The sequence below is a fragment of the Cupriavidus numazuensis genome, from assembly GCF_905397435.1.
In the GTDB taxonomy this organism is placed as follows: domain Bacteria; phylum Pseudomonadota; class Gammaproteobacteria; order Burkholderiales; family Burkholderiaceae; genus Cupriavidus; species Cupriavidus numazuensis.
Map to the genome: position 1 here is coordinate 53612 of NZ_CAJPVI010000024.1, position 25719 is coordinate 79330.

Here is a 25719-nt window from a genome sequence, read left to right on the forward strand (position 1 = left end):
AGTGATGTCCTTTCTCAGACAAGCTGGCGGAAACAGGGTGCACGGAAGGGATCGCCGTGCCGTAGCGCGGCGAGTTCGTCGACGAACAGGACGCCGGCTGGCGTGAAGCCCGAGATGCTGTGGTCGGGCAATGGGCTGAACGTCGCGTCGTCGCCGAAGAAGCGCAACACAAGCGTGTGGCGGTCGGGGAAGTCGGCATCGACCGCGCCCCCGCCATGCAGCACGCCGGGGTGCAGCAGCAGTACATCGCCGGGCTTCGTCGCCCAGGAAACGATGTCGTAGGTGCCGGGGCTCGCGCGGCGCTCGGCTTCGATGTCCGGCAGGCGCGGCCAGGTACCGCCGCCGTGCAGCGGGTCGGTCGGATCGGCGGCGTTCTGAAACGTGGTGCCGTCATGGCGCGTGCCGCGATGCGAGCCGCGCACGATCTCCAGCGCATTGCGCTTTGGCACGGACTCGAAGCTGATCCACGCGTTGCCGAAGTGCATGCCCGACCATGGCAGGTATGAGGTGTCCTGGTGCCAGGGCGAGCGGCCGCTCTTGCCGCCGCTCTTGAGGAACAGTTCCTCGGCGAAATACCAGACGTGTTCCGAGCCCCACAGGTCCGCGAACAGGCGGCCAAACGGCAGCGCGGCCGCCAGTTCGTCCAGCCGCGACTTCGCGTAAGGATTGGCGTTGTCGTTCAGCGTCCGCTGCTCGGTACCGGCGAACAGGTCGCAGGAAGCGGGTCCTGGGTTTTCGACACCCCAGTCAAAGGCCTGCCGGCACAGGGCCAGCTGCGCTTCGTTGAGACAGCCTTCGATCAGGACCGCACCGTCCTCCATGAAAGCCTTGCGCGTGGATTCGTCCATGATGATTTCCTGGTTTTCCTTGCCGCTAGTTTGTAGGTCACGTTACCAATGTTAGAACATCATGACAAAAATGAAAGAAAAGAAAAAGGCAGGGTATTCCCTGTCATAACAGGAAGTTCCATTCATTCATGAGTGAACAAAACAAGACATCAAAGCCGTTTTGACTTGTTTGTATCTTTGTCCTATATTAGGTCGAAAATCCTACCACCTGTGACTCGACCCATGTTCAAGCGCATAAAGCGTCCGCCGGACGCGATCGAAGCCGGCAGCCCCCGGAAGCCGTTGCCGGAGTCCGGCGCGGTGGCAATCACCCGACGCCAGATCCTCGGCATTGCGGCAGCGGCTGGCGCGGCGTCGCTGGCCGTAGCGGCGACGCCGCGCAGTGCAGCCGCCGCACAGCGACCAGCTGGCCCGGCGGGCGCGGATCGCGATGTGCTGGATGTCGCGATCATCGGTGCCGGCCTTGCGGGATTGACTGCGGCACGCGACCTGAAACGCGCCGGATGCCAGTCGTTTGTCGTGCTGGAGGCGCGCAACCGCGTCGGCGGGCGCACCTACAACCATGATCTCGGCAACAAGGTGGTCTCCGAAGCCGGCGGCCAGTGGATCGGCCCCGGCCAGACGGCGATTGCGGACCTGGCGCGCGAACTGGGCGTGGAGACGTTCGGCACCTACTACGCTGGCAAGACCGTGTTCCTGGCTGGCGACATCCGCGTGACCCAGGATCTGGAGGGCGGCGTGGGCGCCCAGGGCCTGGTTGCCGCCAAACTCAGCGAGATGGCGCGCGGCGTACCCAGCGGCGCGCCGTGGAAAGCGGCGAAAGCGGCCGAACTCGACAAGCTGTCGCTGGGCGACTGGCTCGCGCGGCAGGGCCTGAGCAACGAGGAGAAGTTCTCGTTCAGCATGGCGGCGACGCTGTCGCTCGGCGCGCCGCCCGCGCAGATCGGGCTGCTGCATTACCTGTCGGTCATCAACAGCGCGGACAGCAGCTACGACAGGCTTGAGAAGATCAAGGATGGCGCGCAGGAAACCCGCTTCGTTGGCGGCTCGCAGATCCTCAGCACCCGCATGGCGCACGAGCTCGGCGACAAGGTCAGGCTGTCCAGCCCGGTGCGCAGGATCGTCGGCTGGGATCGTGACATTGTCGAGCTGCACACCGACCAGGGCGTGGTGCGCGCCCGTCATGTGATCGCCGCGCTGAACCCGGCGCTGTGCCAGCAGGTCGTGTTCGATCCGCCGCTGCCCGCCGGCCGGGCGCAGTTGCACCGGGCCTGGCCGGCGCATGCGCCCATGCGCAAAACCGCACATGTCTACGCGCGCCCGTTCTGGCGGGAGAAGGGCTTCAGCGGACAGGTCGTGCCTCTCGATGGCCCGCTGATCTGGTCGGTCGACAACTCGCCGCCGGACGGCTCGGTCGGCGTGATCAGCGCCTTCGTCAAACCCGGATACCTGCCGGCCGACCCGAAAGCCGCCGAGCCCATCGTGTCGGCCATCTATGCCAAGGCATTCGGAGACCAGGCGCTGAAACCGACGCAATACCACGACCTTGACTGGGGCAAGGTCGACCCGTGGTCGATGAGCTGCATCAACCCGATGCCGGCCGGTTTCTGGACGAAGCTGGGCCAGCACCTGCATCCGCCGCTGGGCCGGATGATCTGGTCGGGGACCGAGACGGCCGACATCTGGGCCGGCGCCATGGACGGCGCCGTGCGCTCGGGGCACCGTGCCGCCTTGCAGGCACTCGGCGCGCTGCACTCGCCGGTCACGGAGGCATAAATGAAGTTGAAGCGCGCTATGTTCGCGACGGCTGCGGTAGTGGCGGGAGCGGCCGCATTCGTCGTTCCCGATCTCGTGGACTACCACCGGTTCGGCACGGCACTGGACATCCAGGCGTTGGCAAGCCAGACGCATGGCGGCGCCTGGCCGCAGTTTCCGGAGTCATGCTTCGCCTGCCACGGCCCGCACGGGCAGTCCCGCAATGCGGAGTACCCCGCCCTGGCCGGCCAGCCGGCAGCGTATCTCGAGGCGCAGTTGCGCGCATTCGCCACCGGGCAGCGCGACAACCCGACCATGGGGCCGCTCGCCAGGAACCTGACGGATGCGCAGATCCGGTCACTGGCAGCCTACTACGCAGGCCAGGCGCCTGCCGGCAATCCGGATGTCATGGCCGACGGGGCGCTCGAAGCACGCGGCAAGGCCGTGGTCCAGGCGCGCAGTTGCCAGGCGTGCCATGGGGAAGCGTTGACGGGCAAGGATCTGGCACCGCGCCTCGCCGGCCAGGGAGAGCACTATCTCGCGCACCAGCTTGCCGCGTTCAGGAACGGCAAGCGCCATGACGCGACCGGCGGGATGGACGCCATTGCCGCCACCTTGTCGAACGAAGACATCCCGGCAGTGGCCCGCTTCCTGGCGAGGATGTCAGCCCGATAGGGTCGGGGCAAGTCCGGCAGGCCGACGTCAGGGGTCGGCAACGAGGTGCCGCACTATCGACATGCGAACGGGCCGGCAGCCACTTTGCGCGCCCCGGCTTGCACCGGCGGTAGCTGCGCGTATTCTGGTGGTTGATTCCTCATTTACACCGGCTCCGGCGGGTCTGGCATCAGCGCTCTCCCAGGGACACCACCAGACCGGCGACTGCGGGGGAAACCATGCGCAAGCCGCCTCGTGACAGAACGGAAAACGGCCGCCCTTCCGCCCCCGACCCCGGCGCGACCGAAGCGCACTTCAGGCTGCTCGCCGACGGCATTCCCCACATGATCTCGACCGCCGATGCGGAGGGCCGGATCGATTACTGCAACCGCCGGTGGACAGCCTATACGGGCCTCAGCTTCGAGCAAACCCAGGCCGGCGCCTGGCAATCGGCCATCCACCCGGAAGACCTGAAGAACAACTATGCGGGCTGGGTGGACGCTGTCGCGAAATGCCAGGAATACGAGGTCGAGTATCGCCTGAGACGGGCTTCCGATGGCGCGTATCGCTGGCATCTGGAGCGCGGCGCGCCACTGAGGGACGCTGACGGGAACATCGTAAAGTGGCTGTCATCCTCCACCGACATCGAGGACCTGAAGCAGGCGCAAGCCTCGGCGGAAAGCGCCAATCATGCGAAGTCGGAATTCCTGTCGAGCATGAGCCATGAGCTGCGCAATCCGCTGAACGCCATCCTCGGCTTTGCGCAGCTGATGGCCTCTGATGCCCAGCCGCCGACGCCTTCCCAGCAAGCCAGCCTTGACCAGATCCTGAAGGCTGGCTGGCATTTGCTGGAACTCATCAATGAAGTCCTGGATCTGGCCCGCATCGAGGCCGGGCATGCGTCGCTGTCTCCGGAGCCGGTATCGGTCGTAGAAGCCTTGCAGGAATGTCGCGCCATGCTCGAACAGCAGGCGCTCAAGCGCGCGGTGCGCATGCGGTTTCACATGCCCGACTTCGCTTGTTTCGTGCGCGCCGACAGGACACGTTTGAAGCAGGTGTTGCTCAACCTGCTTTCCAACGCGATCAAGTACAACCGGGACCACGGTACCGTCGAGGTTCACGTGGCGGCGGGCGACCGCGTTCGCGTCAGTGTGCGGGACACCGGCGCGGGACTGGCACCGCAGCGGCTGGCGCAGCTGTTCCAGCCGTTCAACCGACTCGGACATGAGGGCGGCCCCGTCGAGGGCACTGGAATCGGTCTTGTGGTGGCAAAGCGGCTGGTAGAACTGATGGGCGGCGCCATCGGCGCGGAAAGCACGGCTGGGGTGGGCAGCCTGTTCTGGATCGAACTACCGGGCGCACGTGCGCCGGAGTTGCCGGCCGGCAGCGTCGAGACAGCGGTACCCGCCGGCGCACACGCGGAAGCCCCGGCTTCGGCGCATACCCTGCTGTATGTCGAGGACAATCCCGCCAACCTGAAGCTGTTCGAACAACTGATCGCGCGCCGGGCCGATGTGCAGCTGATTACCGCTGTCAACGGCACGCTTGGCATCGAGCTGGCACGCACTGCCCTGCCGCAGGTCATCGTCATGGATATCCATCTGCCTGACATCAACGGCATCGAAGCACTGCTGCGCCTGCGTGAAGACCCGACGACCGCGCACATCCCGGTGATCGCGCTCAGTGCCAACGCCATGCCGCGCGACATAGAAAAAGGCATCCAGGCAGGGTTCTTCCGCTATCTGACCAAGCCGATCCGGCTCGACGAGCTGACGGACGCACTGAACGCCGCACTGGACCCGCCGCGAGCCGCGGGCGCACGTGAGGCCGCGCAGGACAGATGAAGCAAGTCGCTCGCCATGATCAGCGCATCGGACATCCTGGCCGCAGCCATCCTGGTCGTCGACGATCTGCCGGCCAATGTCCTGCTGCTCGAACAGATGCTGCGCAGCGCGGGATATGCCTGCGTCGATTCCACCAGCGATCCGCGCCTGGTCTGCGAACTGCACGGCAGGAACCACTATGACCTGATCCTGCTGGATCTGCAGATGCCGGACATGGATGGCTTCGAGGTCATGGCAGGCCTCAAGGCCATGCAGCCAGACAGCTACCTGCCAGTGATCGTCATCACCGCCCAGCCCGATCACAAGCTGCGCGCGCTGCGGGCCGGTGCGCGAGACTTCGTCAGCAAGCCGTTTGATATGGGCGAGGTGCTGATGCGGGTCCGCAATATGCTCGAAGTGCGCCTGCTGCACGGGGAATCGCTGAACTACGGCAAGGAACTCGAGCAGAAGGTGCGCGAACTGGAAGCGAGCCACGAGACCATCGTTCGCCAGGGCGACGAACTCAGGCGCCTGTACGAGAAGCTGGTCTGCGAGCAGCAGGTCACCGAACAACTGCTCCTGAATGTGCTGCCCGCTCCCGTCGCCGAGCGCTTGAAGCTGCGGGCCGATCTCGTCGCCGATGGCCCGCCTGCAGTCATCGCGGACAGGTTCGAGGACGTGTCGGTGCTGTTCGCGGACCTCGTGCAATTCACCCGCTTTTCGCCGAGCATGAGCCCCGAGCACCTGGTGAAGGTGCTGAACGAGATATTTGCCGACTTTGACAACATTGCCGACCGCCGGGGACTCGAGAAGATCAAGACGATCGGCGATGCCTACATGGCGGCGGCCGGCCTGCCTGTCCCCGCGGCCGACCACGCGGTCCGGGCTGCCCATATGGCGTTGGACATGCTGGCGTCACTGGACCGCTTCAACCAGCGCAGCGGCTACAGCTTGCAGTTGCGCGTGGGCATTCACAGCGGTGCCGTCGTCGCCGGCGTGATCGGCCGCAGAAAGTTCATCTATGACTTGTGGGGCGATACCGTGAATATCGCCAGCCGGATGGAATCGCAAGGCGTGATCGGTCGCGTCCAGATCACGGAAGCCACTCGACGGTACCTTGCGGAACCCTTCCTGCTTGAAGAGCGGGGTGTGATCACGGCCAGGGGGATCGGTGACCTGCGTACGTGGTTGCTGGCAGGCAGAACCCACGACGCCCCCACATAGAGGGCCGAGCCTTAATCGTGCCCCGTCACCGCCCGCTTGGTGGCGCGATAGCCATGCTTGGTCGCATCAGCGACTCCATGCGCGGCCGCCTTGGTGCCGCGGCCGATCGCAAACGTGGCATCGCGAACGGCATGTCCGCCCTGCTTGCCTGCTGCCTTGACGTTGTCCTTGAATGCATGGGCATCCGCGGACAGGCTCGCCTGCGCGAGCGGGCTCGCCGCAGCGAGCGTGATCGCGATGATCAGAGTGTTTGCCTTCCTCATGCCAATGTGTCCGGTTTCCGGCTGGTGTTACATACCCATATTTTAGCCTTGCCCGGACCCACGGGCATTCAGCGCGGCGCAGCCCCAGGCTCCGTGATGGCGCTGTAGACCAGCGTGCGCAGTTGGCGTCGCACGGGATAGGCCGAAGACGGCAACAACTGAGTCAGGAAGAGACCGATAAGATCCTCCTGCGGATCCACCCAGAAGAAAGTGCTTGCCGCACCACCCCAGAAAAAATCACCGGCGCTGCCCGGAATCAGCGTGGACGCGGGCGTCACGGTGGTGGCAAATCCGAGGCCGAATCCCACGCCGTCATAGGTCGCTTCGCTGAACATCGAGCGCGACAGGGCCGGCAAATCCACCCCGCCCGGCAGGTGGTTGGCAGTCATCAGCTTCAGCGTCTTGGGCCCGAGCAGCCTCACGCCGTCGAGTTCGCCGCCTTGCAGCAGCATGCGCGCAAAGCGCATGTAGTCCGCGGCGGTAGACACGAGCCCGCCACCGCCCGAGATAAAACTTGGCACCTTCAGGTAGGGGCTGGCGCGCGGATCGTCCTGCAGGACGGGGCCCTTGTCCGATACCACCTTCGAACCGAGCGCGCCGACGGCATAGCACGCGCAGAAGCGCGACACCTTGTCTTCCGGCACATGGAACGCGGTGTCCACCATGCCCAGCGGATCGAAGATGCGTTCCTTCAGGAAGGTTTCGAACGGAATGCCGCTGACCTTGCCGACCAGGTAGCCAAGCACGTCGGTGGAAACCGAGTAGTTCCAGGCCTCGCCCGGCGAGAATTCGAGCGGCAGCCCGGCCAGCTTGTCGATCATTTCGTCGAGCGTGCCTTCGGTGGCAAGCTCGCCCAGCTTCAGCTTGCGGTAAGCCGCGTCGACGTTGGTGTTCTGCTGGAAGCCATAGGTCAGGCCCGAGGTGTGGCGCAGCAGGTCGACCACCAGCATCGGGCGCGCGGCCGGCTTCGTCTGGAAGCTCTCCATGAAGCCGCCCGCGTGAACGCCCAGTTTCTCCCATGCCGGGATGTACTTGCTGACCGGATCATCCAGCGCGATCTTGCATTGCTCGACCAGCATCATGACCGCCACGGAAGTCACGGGCTTGGTCATCGAATAGATGCGGAAGATCGAATCCTCGGCCAGCGGCACCTGCCGTTCCCGGTCAGCGAAGCCAAGCGCGGAGTTCAGCGCCAGTTCGCCGCGCCGCCATACCTGGACCAGCGCACCGGGCAGCTTGCCATTCGCGACATAGGATTCGTCGATGAAACGTTCAATGCGCGCAAGCCGCTCGCGGGACATCCCCTGTGTTTCCCTGCCTTGCATAGTTGCCTCTCTCCCGGGTCATGTTGCCGTTGGTGACGTGCCGCCTGCGCAAGCCGGAGTGCCGCCGCAGGCCGCGCAAACATCGACATCATGACACTGGCCGCCGATTCGCGCCAAGCGCGGGCGGCGGCCTGCCGCATCGTCACGCGCCCAGGACCTTCCCTCCGCCATAGCTCGACTGAGAGGGTGCCAAACCGCCCAGCGTCATCCGGATCGCGCAGTACTTGAATTCGGGAATCTTCCCGAACGGATCCAGCGCCGCGTTGGTGAGCTTGTTGATAGCCGCTTCGTAGTAGCAGAACGGCACGAACACGGCACCGCGCGGCGTGCCGGCATCGGCGCGCGCATACAGCGAGACCTCGCCGCGCCGCGAAGCCAGCGTGATGACGTCGCCCGGCTGGCCGCCTAGCAAGCCAAGATCGAGCGGATGCACGAGTGCCACCGCGTCGGGCTCGATCGCATCGAGCACGCCCGCGCGCCGCGTCATGCTGCCGGTATGCCAGTGTTCGAGCTGGCGCCCGGTGATCAGCACCATCGGGTAGTCGTTGTCGGGCCGTTCATCGGCAGGAATGATGTCCGCCGGCACGAAACGGCCCCGCCCGGATGCGGTCGGGAAGTGGTCAGTGAAAATCACCGGCTCGCCCGGGTCGCCTTCGGCGCGGCAGGGATACGTCACGGCCCCCTCCTGCTCCAGCCGCTCCCATGTCACGCCGCCGATGCTAGGCATGGCGTGGCGCATCTCGTCGAAGACCTCCGCCACATTGCCGTAGTGCCAGTCGAGGCCGAGCCCCTGCGCCATCTGCTGGATGATCCACAGGTCCTGCCGTGCCTGCCCCGGTGGCAACAGCGCCTGGCGGCCAAGCTGGACGGTGCGGTCCGTGTTGGTGAAGGTGCCGGTTTTTTCCGGGAAGGCCGACGCCGGCAGCACGACATCGGCGAGATAAGCAGTCTCGGTCAGGAAAATGTCCTGCACGACGAGATGGTCTAGCGCGGCGAGCGCCTCGCGCGCATGCTCGGCGTCGGGGTCGGACATGGCGGGGTTCTCGCCCATGATGTACATGCCGCGCACCTCGCCGCGGCCGATGGCATGCATGATCTCCACCACGGTCAAGCCGGGCTGGCGGTCGAGCGGCATGCCCCACAGCGCCTCGAAGCTCGCAATGGCGTCAGGATCGTCCACGCGGCGGTAGTCCGGATACATCATCGGAATCAAACCCGCATCGGACGCGCCCTGCACATTGTTCTGGCCGCGCAGCGGATGCAGCCCGGTGCCGGGACGGCCGATCTGGCCCGTCATCAGCGCCAGCGCAATCAGGCAGCGCGCGTTGTCGGTGCCGTGCACATGCTGCGAAACCCCCATGCCCCACAGGATCATCGAGGCCTTCGACGTGGCATAGGCACGCGCGACTTCGCGGATGGTCTGCGCGTCGATGCCGCAGATGGGCGCCATCAATTCCGGACTGAATGCAGCCACGTTGCGCTGCAGTTCTTCAAAGCCGATGGTACGGCTGTCGATGAAGCCCTGGTCGACCAACCCTTCGCTGACGATCACATGCATCATCGCGTTGAGCAGCGCGACATCCGCGTCGGGCGTGAACTGCAGGAAGCGCCAGGCAAAGCGCGCCAGATCCGAACGGCGCGGATCGGCAACGACCAGCTTCGTGCCGTTCTTCACTGCGTTCTTGATCCAGCTCGCCGCCACGGGATGGTTCACGGTGGGATTGGCGCCGATCACGATCACCAGTTCGGCGCGATCCACGTCCATCACCGGGTTCGATACCGCGCCCGAACCGATCCCTTCAAGCAGCGCCGCCACCGACGACGCATGGCAAAGCCGCGTGCAGTGATCGACGTTGTTGCTGCCGAAGCCGGTGCGTACGAGCTTCTGGAACAGATAGGCCTCTTCGTTGCTGCCCTTGGCCGAGCCGAAGCCGGCCAGCGCGCGCTTGCCGTGCGTGTCGCGGATCTGCGCAAGCTTGCCGCTGGCGAGCGCGAGCGCCTCTTCCCACGTCGCTTCGCGAAAGACGTCCATCACATGGTCCGGGTCCATGACGAAGTCGCCGCGCTTCGGCACGCCTTCGCGCCGGATCAGCGGCGCGGTCAGCCGCTGCGGATGCTGGACATAGTCAAAGCCGTAGCGGCCCTTCACGCACAGGCGCTCGTGGTTGGCCGGACCGTCGCGCCCTTCCACGTAGAGGATACGGTTGTCCTTGACGTTGTAGGTCAGCTGGCAGCCCACGCCGCAATACGGGCAGACCGAATCGACCTGTTGATCGGGCACGGCGAGCGCGGCGTCGCGCGCGGGCATCAGCGCACCGGTCGGGCACGCCTGCACGCATTCGCCGCACGCGACGCACGTGGAGGCGCCCATGGGATCGTCCATGTCGAAGACGATGCGCGCTGCGTCGCCGCGCAGCGCGAGGCCGATCACGTCATTGACCTGTTCGTCGCGACACGCGCGCAGGCAACGCGTGCATTGAATGCAGGCATCCAGGTTGACGGCGATGGCGGGATGCGAGAGATCTGCGACCACCCGTTCGCGCGGCGCAAAGCGCGGCTTGCCGACGTCGAGTCGCGCGGACCACTGATCCAGTTCGTTGTGCCGCGTGTAGTCGGTTTCCGGCATGTCCGACTGCAGCAGTTCGAGCACCGTGCGCTGGGCGTGGAGCGCGCGTTCCGAATCTGTCTGCACCGTCATGCCTTGCGACGGATAGCGGCAGCACGACGGCGCGAGCACGCGTTCGCCCTGGATCTCGACCATGCAGGCGCGGCAGTTGCCGGCCGTGTCGAGCCCGTCCTTGTAGCAAAGATGCGGCACGTCGAAGCCTTCGCGCTGCGCGACCTTCAGCAGGCTTTCGCCGGGCTGCGCGCAGACCTCGCGGCCGTTCAGCGTGAACGTGACGGACGGCTCCGTGGACTCCACCAGCGCGCGTTCGGCGCGTGTCAGCGCATTCATGCCTGTGCCTCCGGGCGGTCTGGCGCCGCCTGCAGTTCATGGGGAAAGTAGCGGACCACGCAATCGACAGGATTCGGCGCAGCCTGTCCGAGCCCGCAGATCGAGGCATCGCGCATCACGGCGGACAGGTCTTCCAGCGCGGGCAAGTCCCATTTCGGCGCGCGGATCAGATCAAGCGCCTTGGCGGTGCCGACGCGGCACGGCGTGCATTGCCCGCACGACTCGTGTTTGAAGAAGTGCATCAGGTTGCGCGCCGCGGCCACCGCGCTGTCGTGGTCGGACAGCACGACGATGGCGGCCGAGCCGATAAAGCAGCCGTGCGGCTGCAATGTGTCGAAGTCGAGCGGGATATTGCCCATCGACGCAGGCAGGATGCCGCCCGACGCACCGCCGGGCAGGTACGCGTAGAACGTGTGTCCGTCGATCATGCCGCCGCAGTATTCATCGATCAGCTCGCGCACGGTGATACCGGCCGGCGCCAGGTGCACACCGGGCTGGCGCACGCGCCCCGACACCGAGAACGAGCGCAGCCCCTTGCGGCCATGCCGGCCCTGCGACGCAAACCACTCGGCGCCCTTCTCCAGGATGTCGCGCACCCAGTAGAGCGTTTCGAAGTTGTGCTCGAGCGTCGGCCTGCCGAACAGGCCGACCTGTGCCACATAGGGCGGCCGCAGGCGCGGCATGCCGCGCTTGCCTTCGATCGATTCGATCATGGCGGACTCTTCGCCGCAAATATAGGCGCCCGCGCCGCGGCGCAGTTCTATGCGCGGCAGGTCCGGTACCGGCGGGTCGTCGTGCAGTTCCTGCAGCGCTTGCGTCAGGATGGCGCGGCAGCCCGCGTATTCATCGCGCAGATAGATGTAGATCGCTGCAACCTGCGTCACGGCGGCAGCAATCAGCATGCCTTCCAGAAAACGGTGCGGATCGCGCTCCAGGTAGACGCGGTCCTTGAAGGTGCCGGGCTCGCCTTCGTCGATGTTCACGGCCATGAGCCGTGGTGCCGGCTCGCCCGACACGATGCGCCATTTGCGGCCGGTCGGGAAACCCGCGCCGCCCAGGCCGCGCAGGCCGGAGTCTTCCATCGTGCAAAGTACCGCAGCCGGATCGAGCGAGCCTTGTGCAAAGGCTTTCAGCAAGCCATAGCCGCCGGTTGCCTTGTAGGCGCCGTAGCCGGTCTGCGCGACGATGTCATCGCGAACGGTGCCCGCCGCCACGCAAGCCGCGACGGTATCCAGCGTCGCGCCATCGACTGGGTTCTGCCCCGCCAGCACCGCCGGCGCCTTCTCGCAGCGGCCGATGCACGGTGCCGCCACCACGCGTACCTCGGTGCCGAGTACGGTGGGTAATTTGTCGATCAGTGCCTGCGCCCCGGCCATCTCGCAGGCAATGCCCTCGCATACGCGTACCGTCAGTGCCGGCGGCGGCTCGATATGGCCGTCCGCATCTTCGCGTACCACGTCGAAGTGGTGGTAGAAGGTCGCGACCTCGTAGACCTCGGTCATCGCCAGGCCAAGTTCCTGCGCCAGCGCGATAAGGTGGGGCATGGCCAGCTGGCCATAGCGGTCCTGGATGCAGTGCAGATGTTCGATCAGCAGGTCTCGGCGGCGCGGCATGTCGCCAAGCGCCGCGCGGACTTCCGTCAGCGCGGCGGCGTCCACCTGCCGGCCCTTGGGCTGGCGGCGCTTGCGCAGCCTGCCGAGGCCAGTGGCCTCGATCGGGATGACAACCTGGTTCATGGGCTTCTGTCTCCTGCGGGGGCGATCATGGCGTCGCTATAAAGGCGTTCAGGAAGGCGCCCTGGCGGGCAGCCTTCCTGTCGCTCTCCTTCTTATCTTCCTCGTATTGTGCTACCGGCTGCGCTGTCTGTGCTGCGTGATGACAGCGCCACGCCGTACGGCTTTCTTCATCGTTTCATCAGGTCAGGTCCTCCGGCACGGCGCGGTACCCCATCGGGCTGGTGGTATTGGCATGCACATACTTGCGGGCATGCGCTTCACGCATCGGCTTGAGGACAAAGAGTGCGATCACCGCGGACAGCCCGGCCATGGCCGAGGCCAGCACGAACACCGCGTGCCAGTCGCCGGTCGCGGCAGTGATCACGCTCGAGAACGGCACCAGCAGCGCGGCCGTGCCCTTGGCGGTGTACAGCATGCCAGCATTGGTCGCCGCGAACTTCGGGCCGAAGGTGTCACCGCACGTGGCCGGGAACAGGCTGTAGATCTCACCCCAGGCGAAGAACACGATGCCGGTCAGGATCACGAACGCCACCGGATTGTGGCCGTACTTGGACAGCATCAGGATGCCCACCGCCTCCACCGCGAAGGCGAAGAACATGGTGCGCTCGCGGCCGATATGGTCCGAGATCCAGCCGAAGAACGGGCGGGTCAGGCCATTGAGCACGCGGTCGATGGTCAGCGCGAAGGTCAGCGCGGGCAGGGTCAGGCCGAGGATCGACACCGGCGAGTCATGCAGGCCGAAGTCCTTGGCGATCGGGCCGAGTTGCGCGGTGGCCATCAGTCCCCCGGCGGCCATCATCACGAACATCGCGTACATGATCCAGAAGATCGGCGACTTCAGCACCTGGCGCGGCGTGGCGTTGTAGGTTGCGGCAGCCTTCAGCGTGGACTTGACCTCGCTCAGGATCTTCGCCGACGGCGGATACAGGGCCATGCCGAGGAAGAACACGATCAGGCCCTGGCCCAGGCCGAACCACAGGAACGTGGCTTCATAGCCCGAGGACTTGATCATGTTGGCGATCGGCACCACCGTCATGGCGGAACCCGCGCCGAAGCCAGCCGCCGTGATGCCCGCGGCCAGGCCGCGCCGGTTCGGGAACCACTTCAGCGCATTGCCCACGCAGGTGCCATACACAGCGCCCGCGCCGATACCGCCGATAGCCGCCGCGAAATACAGCATTGGCAGCGACGACGCCACGGAGTTCAGCGCCCACGCAATCGCACACAGCAGGCCGCCGCCTACGACGACGGGACGCGGGCCGTACTTGTCGACCAGATAGCCTTCGATCGGCACGAGCCAGGTTTCGGTCACCACGAAGATGGTGAATGCAACCTGAATCGCGGTGCGGCCCCAGTGGTACTTCTCATCGATCGGGTTGACGAACAGCGTCCACCCGTACTGCATGTTGGCAATCATCGCCATACAGATGACGCCGAAGACCAGCTGTACCCACGGCGACGCAAAGCGCGACGTGGACTCCTTTTGCTGCAGTTCCATGATGTCTCCTTCTAGGCGGTCGAAACCACCCGTGGTGGAAGATGCGGGCGCCTGCTGACGCCTCTCGCTTACTGCGCTTTCTCGAACAGCTGAGCCGTTCTAGTGCTATACGGTATGTGATATATCACGCAAGTCAAGCGTATTCTTCGCGGCCCTGCAGCATCCGGTTTGCACGAAAAATCGCCACGCCGCGGCGTCGTGGATCGACTGGTGCGCAACGCGCATCAACATGGCAGACAAAAGTTTCCGGAGCCTTTGGAAATCAAGGAGTTACGGTGTCCTGCCGCATCAATCCGGCGCGTCAGAACAGGCGTCAGCATGACGCGATTCGCAGCACGCGAAAATGGCAAAACAGCTGGGCTGGGGAAAGTCCCTAGATGGAGACAATCAAGACATTACCCGTTTGTCTGCACAAGCAAGACGTGGGTACATCCTGGAACCGGCAGTTCGCCGGAAGGTGGCAGAGGATGCGCGGGGGGATACGCAGTCCACTGAGGGAAGGCGGCCGAGACTTCGCTTTATGGTGTTTCGCTGCTGCGAGCGCTGTGCCAAAACGCCAGCGCCAACTGCGGGACAACACGTCATGCGGATACTGCGCCAAGGGTTGCCGGCCGCTACAGCCCTTGTCAGGTGCGCCGCTCAGTCAGGCACGGCGCCAGATGCGAGCGGCCATCAGGCGTAGGCGAGTTCGCCGGCGGCTGCCACCGTACGCGACGGGCGAGCGCGTCCAACGCCATCGTTTTCCTGGTTCGAACCCAGCCCTGCGAAGCGGCCATGTGCCTGCGCGGTCACCAGCACATCCATCGGCAGGCGCGTAGCCAGCAGGGTCGTCATGCCGACACCGGCACCGATCAGGCCCAGACCGAGAACGAAGAGAAGAGCGACTTCCATTTGAAAACTCCGATTGCGTTGTGTTTAGGAGTTTCCATTATATGCTGCGCCGCAGTATGTGTAAATATCCTGTATGTAATATATCAGCGGAAGTTTTGCTCCAATACAACAGCGGTCAACGGCGGCCGGAACCGCCCCGAAATCCTAGACTTCCAGCGGGACAGGCGGCTGCCGGTCCGGTTCGGCGGCATCGCGGTACTCCAGTCCGCGCAGCGCATCCCAGATGGCCGCGGCATTGGGCTTCAGCGATCGGCTCTTGCGCCGCACAAGCATGACGGTGGATGTGACCTGCGGCCGCAATGGCCGCATGACGGCTGCGGGATGAAGACCGCCCGCCTGCGCGCGCGATGGCACTACGCCGATGCCGAGCCCAAGCGCCACCATGCCGAACACCGCAGCGAAATGCCCGAGCAGCTGCAACGAACCGGCACGCACGTGGTGGTGGCTGAGCGCTTTCTCCACGACGGGCTGCACGCCGCACTGCTGGTCGAGCGTCAGCACGTTGGCATTGCACAGGTCGCCCCATGCAATGGCGTCACGCGATGCGAGCGGATGCTGCGCGGGCAGCACGGCGTGATACGGGTCGACGCACAGCGGCTCGCAATAGAGGTCATCACTCGACTGCGGATCGGTGGCAATGCCGAAGTCGACTTCGCCGCTGCGCACGCTCTGCAATACGGATTCCTGCGAACGGTCCTTCAGGTGGATGGCGATCGCGGGCCACGCCTTGCGGCAACCGGCCAGCCACGCGGGCACGGACATCGAACTGAGCACCGGGTCCGTCGCAATCTGCACCATGCCCAGCGATGGCCGCGCGGCCCCCTGGCTTTCACGCAGCGTCTGCTCGACCTCTTCGATCAGGTGGCAGATGCGTTGCGACAGATGCTGTCCGGCGTCCGTCAGCTCGACCTGGCGCGTGGTACGGTCGAACAGGCGCTGGTCGATTTCTTCTTCCAGCTCGCGCACGCTGCGGCTCACGGCCGATTGGGTGAGGCCCAGTTCAGCCGCGGCGCGCGTAAAGCTCTTGTGCCGGGCGACGGCGGCGAATGCCTTCAGTTGGGGAAGTGAAATGTTCATGACCGCCCTCCTCCTCCGTCCCATTTCGGTTGCGCCAACGGCATCGCAGGACTGCGATGCGTCGCGGCGGAAGTTCCTGCGGCAAGCGTGGATGGTTTCAGTCTGCGCACGGCTGTCTCCTTGGCGGCGAGGCCACCTGTTATGAGTTGTTGTGTCCGTGGCCCACATGCCAAGCGGCCTGCGTCGTGCGCAGACCGCTTGCCGGGGGCGTTGGGGTCCGGATGCAGCCGGCCCCCCAGTCCTTCCCTGCTTCCTGTTTATTCTGCTTCCCTATGGCTGCGTACCATGAACGCGGCATCCGACACCGGCACGGCGGCCTCGGCATGGCCCATGATGAACCGCCTGCGCATCGGCGCAAGCACCAGCTTCGCCGACAGCCCGGCCGCGATCGTCACCACTGCCGCCACCGTGAACACCGCATCCCAGCCGCCACGTGCGGACAGGATCGACGCCAGCGGTACCAGCATCGCGGCCGTGCCCTTCGCCGTGTACAGCGTGCCCGCATTCGCCGCGGCAAACTTGCTGCCGAAGGTGTCTGCGCACAGCGCCGGGAAGATCGAGAAGATCTCGCCCCAGAACAGGAACGTGAGCGCCGCGAAGAACATGAAGGCGTACGGGTCGTGGCCGAACTTCATCAGACCCAGCAGCGCCAGCCCTTCGCCGATGAAGATCACGAACATCGTGTTCTCGCGGCCGAAGCGGTCAGACAGGAAGCCGCACAGCGGACGCGTGAAGCCGTTGCACAGGTTGTCGATCGACAGCGTCATCGTCAGCAGCGGCAGCGTCATCCCGAGCATCGTCACCGGCATCGAGGCGAAGCCGAAGTCCTTGGCGATCGGGCCCAGCTGCGCCGTGGCCATGATCCCGCCGGCAGCGACTGCGACGAAGCTCGCGTAGATCAGCCAGAACACCGGCGTCTTCACCATCTGGCCAGGCGTGAACTCGACCGGGTTCGTCAGCACAGCCTTAGCTGCCACCGCGCCCTTCGGTGCACGCGGCTTCACCAGCAGCAGCGACAGTGCGAAGATCGCCACGCCTTGCAGGATGCCGAAGAACAGGAAGGCGTGCTCATAGCCCGAGCTCTGGATCATGTTCGCGATGGGAATCACCGTGATTGCGGAGCCCGCGCCAAAGCCTGCCGCCGTCAGGCCGGCCGCCAGGCCGCGCTTGTCCGGGAACCACTTCAGCGCATTGCCGACGCAGGTCCCATACACGCCACCGGCGCCGATGCCCGCGATCACCGCGGCCGCATACAGCTCCGGCAGCGTCGTCGCATACGCATTCATCACCCACGCAAGGCCCGCGCAGATCGCGCCACCTGCCACGACCGGCCGCGGGCCGAACTTGTCCACCAGCCAGCCCTCAAGCGGGACCAGCCAGGTTTCGGTCACAATAAAAATCGAAAACGCCACCTGGATTGCGGACGTGCCCCAGTGATGCTTGGCGTCCATCGGTGACACGAACAGGGTCCAGCCATACTGCAGGTTCGCAACCAAACCCATGCAAACCACGCCTACGGCCAACTGAAACCAACGATTCTGCACGCCGCGTCCATTGCCGGACACGGCTGCCGCTTGATGTTGCGCCATCTAACTGTCTCCTAGTGCGGTTCTGATGCGTCCCTGGCGGGACGCTTTCGGGGGCCTCTGTGGGGCGGGCCCTAAACGACTAGATCGGCGCCTGACATTGCGGCATGCAAATCTGTGGGATTGATGCTACTTCAATCTGAGATTCAGACGGCTTAAAGTTTTTTATCATATGCATTGACGAACGTTTATATATTGCACGGAACGACTGATGAAGAATGCCACCCTGCGCCAGCTTAAAGTCTTTGAAACCGTGGCCCGGCACATGAGCTTTTCGCGTGCCGCCGAAGAGCTGCACCTGACTCAACCGGCCGTGTCCACGCAGGTCAGGCAACTCGAAAGCCATGTCGGCCTGCCGTTGTTCGAGCAACTGGGCAAGAAAATCTATCTCACGCCCGCGGGCCATGAGATGCTCCACTACAGCCGCAGCATCATCCAGCAATTTCGCGAAGCCGAAGACGCCATGTCGCAGCTCAAGGGCATCTCCGGCGGCCGGCTCAACGTCGCCGTGATCAGCGCGGGCGACTATTTCTTCCCCCGGCTGCTGGCCGAATTCATGGAGCGGCACGACGGCGTCACGCTGAATCTTGCGGTGCACAATCGCGAGGAACTGTTGCACCAGCTGGCCGGCAACCTCACGGACCTGGCCGTCATGGTGCGCCCGCCCGAAGGCATGGACACCATCAACGAATCGTTCGCGCCGCACCCTTATGTGATCGTGGCAGCGCCGACACACCCCCTGGTCGGCCAGCGCAAGATACCGCTGTCCGCGCTCACGGACGAGGCTTTTGTCGCGCGCGAAAAGGGTTCCGATACGTGGAACTCCATGCAGGAAGGCTTTGCCGGACGGCTGTCGAACATGCGCATCGCCATGGAGATCAAGAGCACCGAAACCATCAAGCAGGCGGTCATTGCGAACATGGGCATTGCCTTCCTTTCGGCCCATACCGTTGGCCTGGAATTGCAGACGGGCAAGCTCGCCGTGCTGGATATCGAGGGCTTCCCGGTCATGCTCAACTGGTATGTGGTGCACCGCAAGAACAAGCGGCTGCCGCCGGTGGCGCTCGCGTTCAAGCAGTTCCTGATGGAGGAAGGTGCGGGGCTGATCCAGCGCATCACTGGCGTGGAAGGGCTGATCCGTCACGCTTGATCCATAAACAATGCCTTATGATTTGTCGATGAAACTTTAATTATCGTAAATCCATGGGCGCCCCTATGCTTCCCTCAACCGCACCGCCAGAGAGAAGACAGGAGGCACACCATGAACCAGATCCAGATCGAACGCCAGCCGGCCGCCACGCTCGGCCGTGACAACCAACCGCTTTCGCGCGCCACCCAGCTCGCCGCCTACAACGCGGCGTTCATCGAACTGGGCCTGCGCTTCCGCTGGGACGAGGCCATGTACGAATGGCTGTGCGGCATCGAATGCGAGAAGGAACGCGTGGCCCGCTACATCGAGGAACACCACACCCATCTGCTCACCGCGTATGACGCCGCGTTCCTGAGCCAGCTGATCTTCGACAAGAAGAACGAGTACCTGCGAGCGGTCGGTCATCTCAACTGAACAGCTGAGACGCCGATCTCCACTTGAAGCGAGCGCGCTCACGGGGCGTGCTCGCTTTTTTTGTTTTGTAGTCGATGGATGCCACGGAACGGTAAGATTCGGGGTCCCGATTCCAGCCTCCCTCCGGTCCTTCTCCGCCCGGCACCGGCATCCATCGATTCATGGCAAAGCGACGTACCGACGAAGAATTCACCACGGAGTTGACGCGGCTGTTGAGTGCCGAGGGCATTTCATCAATGACCATCGGTGAAATCGCGCAGCGGCTGCATTGCTCGCGGCGCCGGATCTATGAAATCGCCGAGACCAAGGAAACGCTGTTCGTGAATGTCTGCCGCGACGTCCTGACGGCCAATCTCGAAAAGGGCTATGCCGCAGCCCGCCATGCGCCCGATCCCGCGCGGGCCATCTCCGCATACCTGCACGCCACGCTGAATGCGTCAGGGCTCAGCAAGGCTGCGCTCACCGATCTCGACATGATCGAAAGCGGCCGGGCCGTGTTCGATGCGTACCAGCTTGCCCGCGTGCGCGGGCTGGAAAGCATGATCGAAGCGGGTGTCAGCCAGGGGCTGATGGCACCCCACAATCCGAGGCTGGTGTCCGAGGCGATCCTCGGCGCGGCGCATCGGCTGCGCAACCAGCAGTTCCTGCAGGAAACGGGAATGAAGATCGGGGATGCGTTCAGCGAGTTCTATGAAATCATTCTGAACGGGTTGTTGATGCGGCCAGGGGCCAGCGAGGGGCGTCCAAGCGGACCGGCGCACTGACATGCAGTGATCCGTAGCTCGGTTTCTCCCTCCAGAAACCGAGCCGGCGCAGTGGCGTCCTTCCTGCCTTACTGCTTTGGAATCCCCGCTGTCCGAATCACCCGCCCCCACTTCTCATACTCGTCCTGCACAAACCGGCTGCTCTGGTCGGGCGCCGCCACCACGGGAATCAGCGCGGCGGCGTCGAGCGTGGTCCTGAGATCCGCATTCTTCTGCGCCTGATTGATAACCTGATTCAGGCGTGCCACCACTGGTGCCGGCGTCCCCTTGGGCACGAACGCCGCCATCCAGCCCACGACCTCGAACCCCGGCACACCCGATTCGGCAATCGTCGGCACATCAGGCAACTGCGGCGCGCGCGTCGCCGTCGTCACCGCAAGCGCCCTCACCTTGCCGGACTTGATCTGCGTGACCGCCGCGCCGATGTTGGCAAACAGGAAATCCACGTGCCCGCCCATCAGCGCGGACATGGCCTCGGACGGTCCGCCGTAAGGCACATGCGTGTAGTCCAGCCCCTTGACGTCCTGCTTGAGCAATTCCGCCGCCAGGTGCGCGGAACTGCCGACGCTGCCTGACGCATAGTTGACGCTGCCGGGCCGCGCTTTCACGTAGGCAATGAACTCGGCAAACGTCTTGGCCGGAAAGGTGTTGCTCACGAGCAGCACGTTGCCGTTCAGGCCGAAGACCGCGACGGCCTGGAAGTCCTTGAGCGGGTCATACGGCGTCGCGGCGATCAGGCGCGGGTTGATCGCATGCGTGACGTTGGTGCCGAGCAGCAGCGTGTAGCCGTCCGGCGCCGCGCGTGCCACGAAATTTGCGCCGATGGTCGCGCCGGCACCGGGCTTGTTCTCGGTCACCAGCGGCTGGTGCAGGGCATCGCCCATGTACTTGGCAAAGGTGCGCGCGGTCAGGTCGGTCACGCCACCGGGCGCGAACGGCACGACAAACCGGATCGGCCGTGCAGGATAGGTGTCCTGCGCGTGCACGGCGGTGCCCGCCAGGCCCAGGGCGAGCGCGCACGTCATCATCAGCTTGCGAATCAAGCGCATGGTTGTCTCCTCGTCTGTGTTTTGCTTTGCCTTGTCGTGTCGGACCGCTCAGGCCACCTGCCGGTCCTGGTCAGTCCAGTACCGGCTGCGAATGGCCTTGCGGTCGATCTTGCCCAGCGCCGTCAAAGGCAGGTCCTCGGCGAAGATCACAGACTTCGGCGCGTTGACGACGCCCTTCCTTTCCGTGACATAGCGGATTGCTTCTTCCTCGCTTAACGCTTGTCCTTCGCGAGGCACGACGATGGCGGTCACCGCCTCGCCCCACTTCTCGTCCGGCACGCCGAAGACCGCGGACATCGCAATGGCAGGGTGCTGGGCCAGGCAGTGCTCGACCTCGCTCGGGTAGACGTTGAAGCCACCCGAGATGATCATGTCCTTGGCGCGGTCGACCAGGTAGAGATAGCCAGCCTCGTCGCGGCGCGCCATGTCACCGGTATGCAGCCAGTCGCCCGCAAAGACCTTGTCGTTCTCTTCGGGCCGGTTCAGGTAGCCATCCATCACGAGCGGGCTGCGCACACAGAGCTCACCGACTTCGCCTGGCGCCACCTCGCGCAGGTCACGATCGAGCAGCGCGACCTGGTTGCCGGCAATGACCTTGCCGCAGGACCGCAGCAAATGCGGGCGCGACAAGTCATGGTCGCGCCGCGCGAGGTAACTGATGGTCATCGGCGCTTCCGCCTGTCCATACACCTGGCCGAACACGGGGCCGATCTTTTCCAGCGCTTGCTGCAGCCGTACCGGCGCAATCGGGGCGGCGCCATACAGCACGAGTTCCAGGCTCGACAGATCGGCCGCGGACAGGCTTGGATGGTCCAGCAGGCCATAGATCTGCGTCGGCACCAGGAAGGTCAGGTTGATGCGGTGCTCCTGCACGCGCCGCAGGAAATCGGCGGGACTGAACTTGTCGCTCAGGTACACCGTGCCGCCGCGCAGCAGCGTCGGCAGGATCAGGCTGCCGGCCGCATGTGAAATCGGCGTCGTGACGAGGTAGCGGATCTGCGCCGGCCACTCGTAGGTAGCCAGCATGTGCTGCAGCATGGTCACCACCGTGCGGTGGGTATGCAGGATGCCCTTGGAACGGCCGGTGGTACCGCCCGTGTAGGACAGCTTGGTGATTTCCGTCGCATCGCCGCCGGATTCGAATGCGGCGGCGTCCATGCCGGCCGCCTCGCTGGCCAGCCCCGGGCCGGATGCGCTGTCATCGAGCAGCAGGATGCGCGGCACCGCGCCGCGCGCGGCAATCGCTTCGGCCCGTGCGCCGAACCGGGCGTTGTCTACCACCAGTGCGCTTGCGTTCGCATCCGCCAGCACGAAGCAGTGGTCGTCTTCCGACGCCATGGGATGCAGCGACACGTTCTTCAGCCCCGCAAGCTGCGCAGCAATGATCGCCACGACAGCCTCGGCACGGTTACCGACGAGGAAGGCAATCACATCCTGCCGCCTCAGCCCCTTCGCCTGGAACAGCCGCGCCATGCGGTACGACCGCTGCGCGAGTTCGGCATAGCTGAGCGCAATACCGTCGCCGACGATCGCCAGCGATGTCGGCGCGGCCCGAAGAGCCGACACATACAGTTGCGCGACCGTCGCGCAACCATGTAGCGCCTGGGAAGGGGTCATGGTGTCTCCGCTGTGGTGATTTCTTGTGCTGCCAATGTAAGAGGCATTCGGTACCACGTCAATGATTCTGGTACCGAATTGCACCGGGAAGACGAGATCGGTGCGCCTCATTAAGCGTATTCCAGACAATCAGGAAAGCCGCCAGTTGTATCAAATCTGTCACACATGCCGATGTGGGCATGGCGACTGAGGCACTCAGGCGGGGCTGATCAGCTCGTCGGGGAGGAAGGTCAAGCCCCGACGGCGAATATCAATATGATGAATACACCATATAATCCGCCAATAAGTAGCCTATGATCTACTTTATTCGGAGCAACAATTCACATTTTCGGTAAGTACGAATGATTCGCATTTGTGTTTTGATTTGTAACACCGTATAATCGCCCGCCGTTATGGATGACTTGCATCAATAGCTTCAAGGCTGCCTGAACTTGTCTTCATGACCATGCATTGATCGTGTCAAGAACTACAAAGGGAAGGTAGAACCGTGGAAGGAAAACAGGACAAATTCCGGCTGAACCCGCTGGCCGCTGCACTGACTGGTGCCGTCGCAGTCTTTGCCATGCAAGGTGCGGGCGCGCAGGAAAACCAGCCGGCCGCCGAGCTTGCGGCCGCGTCGAAGCCGGTGACGCTGCAAAGCGTGACGGTAACGAGCAAGAAGGACGATGGCTACAAGGTCGATGAAGCCCAGTCGTCCAAATTCACCGCCCCGCTGCTCGACACGCCGAAGTCCGTCACCGTCGTGCCCGCCGAAGTCCTGCAGCAGACCGGCTCCAACTCGCTGCAGGATGCCCTGCGCACCACGCCGGGCATCACGTTCGGCGCCGGCGAAGGCGGCAACCCGATCGGCGACCGTCCTTTCATCCGCGGTTTCGACTCGATGTCGAGCATCTACGTCGACGGCGTGCGCGACACGGCCTCGCAGACGCGCGACATGTTCAACATTGACCGCGTCGAAGTCATCAAGGGCCCGAGTTCGGCCTTCGGCGGCAAGGGTTCGGCCGGCGGCATGATCAACCTTGTGTCGAAGCTGCCGACCGCCGAGAACTTCGTGCAGGGTTCGGTCGGCGTGGGCACGGATTCGTACTTCCGCGCCACGGCGGACGGCAACTACCTGCTGAACGACAACACCGCGGTGCGCCTGAACGCGATGGGCCAGTCCTTCGACGTGCCGGGCCGCAACGAAGTCGACCAGCACTCGTGGGGCTTCGCACCGTCGGTGACGTTCGGCCTGAACTCGCCCACGCAAGTCACGCTGTCGTACTACCATCTGCAGGGCGACGGCATGCCCGACTACAGCATCCCGTACGCGCGCCCGTCCAGCCAGGCAACCAAGGCCAACCCATCGGCGCCGGCCAGCGTCGACCGCAACAATTTCTATGGCCTGACCGACCGCGACTTCCAGCGTACCCAGGCCGACATCGCCACCGCATCGGTCCAGCATGATTTCCGCAATGGCCTGGTGTTCCGCAACACGACGCGCTGGGGCCGCTCCACGAACGACTACGTCGTCACGAACCCCGACGACAGCCGCGGCAACGTGCCGCGCGGTTTCGTATGGCGCAACACCAAGAACCGCGACTCGGCTACCGAGACGCTGACCAACCAGACCGACCTGACGTCCGAATTCCACACCGGCAGCCTCAAGCACAACCTGCTGTTCGGCTTCGAGTTCAGCCGCGACAACACGGACAACAACCCGTACAACGTGGTGTCGGCCAACGCGGCCGCATCGGGCGGCACCTGCAACGCGTCGCTGCTGGCGAGCTTCGACTGCGCACCGCTGGGCAATCCGAACCCGAACGACCCGTGGCGCGGCAGCACCACCAAGATGCCGTACACGCAGACCACGACGACGAACACGCAGTCGGTCTACCTGTTCGACACGATCGAGATCACCAAGCAGTGGATGATCAACGGCGGCATCCGCTACGACAACTACGACACGCACTCGTTTACCAACGCGTACACCAACCCGAACACCGGCGCGGCCGTGGCGCAGGTGGACATCCGCAACAAGTCGCACTTCTTCAACTACCAGGCCGGCGTGGTGTACAAGCCGGTCGAGTACGGCAGCATCTACGTGTCGTATGGCACGTCGTCAACGCCGCCGGGTTCCACCAACGGCGATGGCGCGGACAACATCACCGCCGCGCAGCGCAACCTTGAGCCGGAAACCGCGCGTTCGTTCGAAATCGGCACCAAGTGGGACCTGCTGTCGCGCCGCCTGTCGCTGACCGGCGCGATCTTCCAGATCGAGAAGAACAATGCGCGCGTCGCGGTTGACGCCAACACCACCATCAACGCCGGCAAGCAGCGCGTGAAGGGCTTCGAGCTGGGCTTCGCGGGCAACCTGACCGACAAGTGGGGCGTGTTCGGCGGCTACACCTACCTGGACAGCGTACTGGTCGACAACGGCCCGCAGACCGCGAACGCCGCCAACAACGGCAACCAGTTCCCCAACACGCCGAAGAGCAGCTTCAGCCTGTGGACGACCTACCAGGTCCTGGCGCCGCTGACGGTGGGCGCAGGCGCCTACTATGTCGACAAGGTCTACGCCAACCCGGCCAACTCGCTGTATGTGCCGTCGTACTGGCGCTTCGACCTGATGGGTGCGTACCGCGTGAACAAGAACCTGACGCTGCAGTTGAACATCCAGAACCTGTTCGACAAGACGTACTACACGAAGGCGCATACGCACTACGGCGCCATGGCGGCGGGCCGCTTTGGCATGCTGACGGCGAACTTCAGGTTCTGAGGCTGACGGAAAGTTGATTTAGATGTTGCGAGCAACCGCGGGTTTCGGCATCTGCCGGAGCCTGCGGTTTTTTTTAGGGTCATCGTTGAATTGCGGGGGTTATCGCTCTTGGCATGCGCTGCTGTTTCGCTAGCGTAGCCGGCGGGGGCTTGTCGTTCGGGCGGGGTTATCGCTCTTGGCTGGCGCGGCTGTTTCGCCGGCGTAGCCGGCGAGTCACTTTTGTCCGAGCGACAAAAGTAACCAAAAACGCGTTTTGGTTGCCCCAAAGGGGCGAATTTTTATCGTAGTGTGCCAGGGGTGTTGTACGGGTATGGGCTTCAGAGTGAATTAC

General features: G+C 64.2%; 19 protein-coding genes. 8 read left to right on the forward strand and 11 right to left on the reverse strand.

Annotated features, from left to right (window positions below):
- Positions 1 to 14: 14 nt before the first annotated feature.
- A complete protein-coding gene (locus KHO41_RS19540; protein WP_211954939.1) occupies positions 15 to 848 on the reverse strand; it encodes a phytanoyl-CoA dioxygenase family protein in 834 nt (277 codons plus the stop codon).
- A 222-nt stretch (positions 849 to 1070) separates the two neighbouring features.
- Between KHO41_RS19540 and KHO41_RS19545 the strand changes: the two genes are divergently transcribed.
- The 4 genes from KHO41_RS19545 to KHO41_RS19560 all read left to right on the forward strand — a co-directional run bounded on the left by KHO41_RS19545 (position 1071) and on the right by KHO41_RS19560 (position 6304).
- Positions 1071 to 2624 carry a flavin monoamine oxidase family protein gene (locus tag KHO41_RS19545; protein ID WP_211954940.1) on the forward strand — a complete coding sequence of 518 codons (1554 nt, stop codon included), beginning with the start codon at positions 1071 to 1073 and terminating at the stop codon, positions 2622 to 2624.
- 6 nt (positions 2625 to 2630) lie between these two features.
- Positions 2631 to 3278: a c-type cytochrome gene (locus KHO41_RS19550; RefSeq protein WP_376989757.1), complete on the forward strand. Its 648-nt coding sequence runs from the start codon at positions 2631 to 2633 to the stop codon at positions 3276 to 3278.
- A 218-nt stretch (positions 3279 to 3496) separates the two neighbouring features.
- Positions 3497 to 5101 carry a PAS domain-containing hybrid sensor histidine kinase/response regulator gene (locus tag KHO41_RS19555; RefSeq protein ID WP_211954942.1) on the forward strand — a complete coding sequence of 535 codons (1605 nt, stop codon included), beginning with the start codon at positions 3497 to 3499 and terminating at the stop codon, positions 5099 to 5101.
- 15 nt (positions 5102 to 5116) lie between these two features.
- Positions 5117 to 6304, forward strand: a complete 1188-nt coding sequence (locus KHO41_RS19560; RefSeq protein ID WP_211954943.1) for an adenylate/guanylate cyclase domain-containing protein — start codon at positions 5117 to 5119, stop codon at positions 6302 to 6304.
- Positions 6305 to 6315: 11 nt separating this feature from the next.
- Here the strand turns inward: KHO41_RS19560 and KHO41_RS19565 are convergent, their stop codons facing one another.
- From KHO41_RS19565 to oxlT (KHO41_RS19600), 8 genes are all read right to left on the reverse strand, one after another.
- Positions 6316 to 6567, reverse strand: a complete 252-nt coding sequence (locus tag KHO41_RS19565; RefSeq protein WP_211954944.1) for a hypothetical protein — start codon at positions 6565 to 6567, stop codon at positions 6316 to 6318.
- A gap of 68 nt (positions 6568 to 6635) precedes the next feature.
- On the reverse strand, positions 6636 to 7892 hold the full coding sequence (locus KHO41_RS19570; protein ID WP_211954945.1) for a serine hydrolase domain-containing protein: 1257 nt from the start codon (positions 7890 to 7892) through the stop codon (positions 6636 to 6638).
- 142 nt (positions 7893 to 8034) lie between these two features.
- Complete coding sequence (gene fdhF, locus KHO41_RS19575; protein ID WP_211954946.1) at positions 8035 to 10848, reverse strand: formate dehydrogenase subunit alpha; 2814 nt, start codon at positions 10846 to 10848, stop codon at positions 8035 to 8037.
- Positions 10845 to 12584 carry an NADH-ubiquinone oxidoreductase-F iron-sulfur binding region domain-containing protein gene (locus KHO41_RS19580; RefSeq protein ID WP_211954947.1) on the reverse strand — a complete coding sequence of 580 codons (1740 nt, stop codon included), beginning with the start codon at positions 12582 to 12584 and terminating at the stop codon, positions 10845 to 10847. Before KHO41_RS19580 ends, fdhF begins: the two co-directional genes overlap by 4 nt.
- 178 nt (positions 12585 to 12762) lie before the next feature.
- Entirely contained in the window at positions 12763 to 14082 is a 1320-nt protein-coding gene (oxlT, locus tag KHO41_RS19585) for an oxalate/formate MFS antiporter (RefSeq protein WP_211954948.1), read from the reverse strand.
- 672 nt (positions 14083 to 14754) lie between these two features.
- The gene (locus KHO41_RS19590) at positions 14755 to 14973 is read right to left on the reverse strand and encodes a hypothetical protein (protein WP_211954949.1); all 219 of its coding nucleotides are present in this window, start codon (positions 14971 to 14973) and stop codon (positions 14755 to 14757) included.
- A 144-nt stretch (positions 14974 to 15117) separates the two neighbouring features.
- Positions 15118 to 16050, reverse strand: coding sequence for a LysR family transcriptional regulator (locus KHO41_RS19595; RefSeq protein ID WP_211954950.1), 933 nt, complete (start codon positions 16048 to 16050; stop codon positions 15118 to 15120).
- Positions 16051 to 16307: 257 nt separating this feature from the next.
- Positions 16308 to 17639, reverse strand: coding sequence for an oxalate/formate MFS antiporter (gene oxlT / locus KHO41_RS19600; protein ID WP_211954951.1), 1332 nt, complete (start codon positions 17637 to 17639; stop codon positions 16308 to 16310).
- A gap of 208 nt (positions 17640 to 17847) precedes the next feature.
- Here oxlT (KHO41_RS19600) and KHO41_RS19605 point away from each other — a divergent pair, with 208 nt between their 5' ends.
- The 3 genes from KHO41_RS19605 (at position 17848) to KHO41_RS19615 (ending at position 19964) form a co-directional block, all read left to right on the forward strand.
- On the forward strand, positions 17848 to 18786 hold the full coding sequence (locus tag KHO41_RS19605; protein ID WP_211954952.1) for a LysR family transcriptional regulator: 939 nt from the start codon (positions 17848 to 17850) through the stop codon (positions 18784 to 18786).
- Between the two features lie 111 nt (positions 18787 to 18897).
- Positions 18898 to 19200, forward strand: a complete 303-nt coding sequence (locus KHO41_RS19610) for an HAD family hydrolase (RefSeq protein WP_211954953.1) — start codon at positions 18898 to 18900, stop codon at positions 19198 to 19200.
- Between the two features lie 161 nt (positions 19201 to 19361).
- Positions 19362 to 19964 carry a TetR/AcrR family transcriptional regulator gene (locus tag KHO41_RS19615; protein WP_211954954.1) on the forward strand — a complete coding sequence of 201 codons (603 nt, stop codon included), beginning with the start codon at positions 19362 to 19364 and terminating at the stop codon, positions 19962 to 19964.
- Positions 19965 to 20032: 68 nt separating this feature from the next.
- On the opposite strand, the gene KHO41_RS19620 is transcribed toward KHO41_RS19615, so the two are convergent.
- The gene (locus tag KHO41_RS19620) at positions 20033 to 21013 is read right to left on the reverse strand and encodes a Bug family tripartite tricarboxylate transporter substrate binding protein (RefSeq protein WP_211954955.1); all 981 of its coding nucleotides are present in this window, start codon (positions 21011 to 21013) and stop codon (positions 20033 to 20035) included.
- 48 nt (positions 21014 to 21061) lie between these two features.
- Positions 21062 to 22630, reverse strand: a complete 1569-nt coding sequence (locus tag KHO41_RS19625) for an AMP-binding protein (RefSeq protein ID WP_211954956.1) — start codon at positions 22628 to 22630, stop codon at positions 21062 to 21064.
- A gap of 487 nt (positions 22631 to 23117) precedes the next feature.
- Here KHO41_RS19625 and KHO41_RS19630 point away from each other — a divergent pair, with 487 nt between their 5' ends.
- Complete coding sequence (locus tag KHO41_RS19630) at positions 23118 to 25388, forward strand: TonB-dependent receptor (protein WP_244873905.1); 2271 nt, start codon at positions 23118 to 23120, stop codon at positions 25386 to 25388.
- The last annotated feature ends 331 nt before the right edge of the window (positions 25389 to 25719 follow it).